We start from the raw sequence: 3,366 nt of genomic DNA on the forward strand, positions 1-3,366 counted from the left end.
GCCGCCCGCAAAGGCGCCGACACGCGGCCGCTGCAGCGCGAGCCCGCGCTCCGGGCCGCGGCCCGACAGCACGCCGAGCTGCAGCTGCGCAAGCTTGATCTGCTCGTCGTTCAGCGCGATCTGCGCGAGCAACTTGCTGCGCTTGATCGATGCGTCGCTCGCGTCGTATGCATTGTCGAGCCCGCGCGCGGTGCGCTCGCGCAGCACGGTCGTCACGCGCTGGCTGACCTTCAGCTTCTGCTGCAACAGCTCCTGCGTCGCATACGCCTGATCGAGCTGGCAGTACACGGTGACGATCGCCACCGCCAGCGTGAGCCGCACCTGCTCGGCCTCGACCCGCGCCGCTTCGCGCAGCGACATCAGGCTCTTCGTCGCGGCGCGGTTCTTCCCCCACAGGTCGAGCTGGTAGGTCAGCCCGACGAACACCGACGACGGCGAGGTGTTCGGATCGCCGAAAATTTCGACGGGTACGCGATAGCCGCTGACCGACACGTTGGCAACGTCGTCGCCCGGCTTCGGCATCCGCGCGCGGCTGACCGTCGCGCCGGCCGTGCCCGTCAGCCCCGTCAACGAATCGAACTGCTGAAGCTGCGCCTGCGCGATCCGCAGCCGCGCCTGCGCGACCTGCACGTCGGGGTTGTTTTGCGATGCCTCGGCGACCAGCGCGTCGAGTTGCGGATCCTTCAACTGCTTCACCCAGTCGGGCGCGGGCCACGCGCCGTTCACGCCGGGGCCGGCCGTGTGCGCGAGCGCATCGTCGGCCGGCGCGTGCAACGACAGCGACGGCAGGAAGCCCGACGGCACGCATCCGCTCAACGCCAGCGACACCGCCGCTGCGACGATCATCGCCGAGCCGTTCTTTACGCTACGCGCCGGACACGCTGCTTGTTTCACACGCCGCATCGCGCCCCTCATCCCTGCTGAATGCGCTGCGCACGCGCGGCCAGGCGCGGCCGCGTGCGTTCGAGCGGGCCGAGCCGGCCGAACAGGCCGTCCGCGACGCCGAACAGGATGCCGGCGAGCTTCGCGCGCTTGTCGCGTTCGACGAGCGCGATCTGCACGATCTGCCACACGGTCAGCAGGTTCGGCACGATCGCCACCGGAAAGCGCAGCCCGTACTGCATCCCGAGCTGCACCGCATTGCGTGCGCTGTAGTAGCGCCGTTGCCACGAGTGATTCATCGACGTCATTTCAAAAGGGCCGATCGCGTGACGCTGCTTCGCGCCGATCCGGTGCGGCAGCACCAGCGACGGCACGACATAGAGCGGCACGTTGCGCGACAGTGCGCGAAAACTGTATTCGGTATCGACGTGATCGATGAACAGCGTCTCGTCGAAACGGCCGAGCACGTCGAACGCGTCGCGCGACACGACGCAGCCCGACGAGATCAGGAACGCGCAGCGCTGCAGCGGCGCACCCGGCTCGATGCGCAGGCGGCGCAGCCCGATCCCGTTGGTCGACAGTTCGGGCAGGAAGCTGCGCGCGTTCTCGTCGAAGATGCGCGGGCCGGCCAGGAACGCGCGCCCGCCAAGCCCCGCGCAGACATCGCGCATCGCCGGGAAATACGCGGCCGGCACCGACGAATCCTGGTCGAACAGCGCGACGGCATCGATGCGATCGCGAAACAGCGCGGCAAGCCCCGCGTTGTACGCGCCCGCGATCCCGCCGCGATTGCCGTGATGCAGCAGCGCGATGCCTTCGCGCGCGCACAGCTCGCGAGCCCGTGCATCGGGCTGCGGCGTGTTGTCGACGACGAGCAGCGCATCGCACGCGTGCCGCCATGCGCCGAGCGCGTCGAGCTGCGCATCGCTCGGGTGATACAGGATCACAAGTGCGCCGAGTGTCGTCATGTTCCTCTCCTCAATGCCCGAACGACGCCGCCGCGCCGCGCTTCGGCCGCGTCAGCCACATCATTGCCGCGAGTGCGAGACACGTCATGCTCGCCATCCAGAACATGTCGTTGGTCGCCATCATGTAGGCCTGCTGCATCACGACCTGGTGCAGCGTCGTCAGCTCGCGCACGCCGTCCACGCCCATCGCGTTCAGCGTGTGCACGAAGCGCTGCGTGTTCGCCGATGCATGCGTGACGGATTGCGACACGACGTCGTAGTGATAGGTCGCGCGGTTGTCCCACAGCGTCACGCTCATCGCGGTGCCGAATGCGGCCGACAGCGTGCGCAGGAAGTTCGACAGGCTCGACGCGGCCGCGAGCCGGTCATCCGGAATGCGCGACAGCGTCGCGGCGGTCAGCGGAATGAAGAAGCACGGCAACCCGATCCCCTGGATCAGCCCCGGCGCGGCGATCTGCGCGAACGTCATCTTCAGCGTGAAATGCGCATCCCATGCGAGCACGGCCGCGAACACGAGGAAGCCGAAAGTCGCGAGCACGCGCGCGTCGAAGCGATGCGCATGGAGCCCGACGAGGATCGAGAACACCAGCGCGAGGACACCGAGCGACGCCGTGGCGAGCCCCGCGTGAAACGCGTTGTAGCCCATCACGGCCTGCATCCACAGCGGGAACACGACGCCGACCACCGAAAAGCTCATCATCCCGAGCGAGATGATCAGCACGCAGAACGAGAACGTGCGATCGCGGAACAGGCTGAGATCGACGACGGGATGCGCCTCGCCCGCTTCCCAGATCAGCAGCGACACGATCGAGAGCCCCGCTACCACCGCGAGCGTGACGATCAGCGGCGAGCCGAACCAGCCGCGATCGTGGCCGAGATCGAGCATCGCCTGCAGCGAGCCGACGCCGATCACGAGCAGCACGATGCCCGGCACGTCGATCGGGCCGGCTTCGCCGCGTTGCGCATCGGGGCGCAGCATCGCGGTGCAGACCGCGAACGAGAACAGCCCGATCGGCAAGTTGATCAGGAAGATCCACGGCCACGAGAAGTTGTCGACGATCCAGCCGCCGACCACCGGCCCGAAGATCGGCGCGAGCAGCACCGTCATCGCCCACAGCGCGAGCGCGATCGTGCGCTTGTCCGGCGGGAACGTGCGCAGCAGGATCGTCTGCGACAGCGGCACCATCGGCCCTGAAAACAGCCCCTGCAGCGCGCGGCAGATCACGAGCACATGCAGGTCGCGCGCGAGCCCGCACAGCAGCGACGTCAGCGTGAACAGCAGCACCGCACCGACGAACAGCCGCAACTCGCCGACGCGGCGCGCGAGCCAGCCGGTCAGCGGCACCGCGATCGCGGCCGCGACCGAATACGAGCTGATCACCCACGTGCCCTGGCTGTTCGAGACGCCGAGACTGCCGGAGATCGCCGGCACCGCGACGTTCGTCACGGTCGAGTCGAGCACCTCGATGAAGGTCGCGAGCGACAGCGCGAACGTCAGCAGCGCGAGCCGGATGAA

3 protein-coding genes are annotated in these 3,366 nt (G+C 68.1%); all 3 read right to left on the reverse strand.

Annotation, left to right across the window (positions count from 1 at the left end; all coding sequences use genetic code 11):
• Window positions 1-903: TolC family protein (locus G3N93_RS36720; RefSeq protein WP_206135213.1), on the reverse strand; the 903-nt coding region annotated here is incomplete at its 3' end.
• A gap of 8 nt (window positions 904-911) precedes the next feature.
• Window positions 912-1,850 carry a glycosyltransferase family 2 protein gene (locus G3N93_RS36725; protein WP_174936413.1) on the reverse strand — a complete coding sequence of 313 codons (939 nt, stop codon included), beginning with the start codon at window positions 1,848-1,850 and terminating at the stop codon, window positions 912-914.
• Between the two features lie 10 nt (window positions 1,851-1,860).
• Window positions 1,861-3,363 carry a DHA2 family efflux MFS transporter permease subunit gene (locus tag G3N93_RS36730; RefSeq protein WP_206135214.1) on the reverse strand — a complete coding sequence of 501 codons (1,503 nt, stop codon included), beginning with the start codon at window positions 3,361-3,363 and terminating at the stop codon, window positions 1,861-1,863.
• Window positions 3,364-3,366 lie beyond the last annotated feature (3 nt).

The organism is Burkholderia sp. Se-20378, from assembly GCF_017104665.1.
Classification (GTDB): Bacteria; Pseudomonadota; Gammaproteobacteria; order Burkholderiales; family Burkholderiaceae; genus Burkholderia; species Burkholderia lata.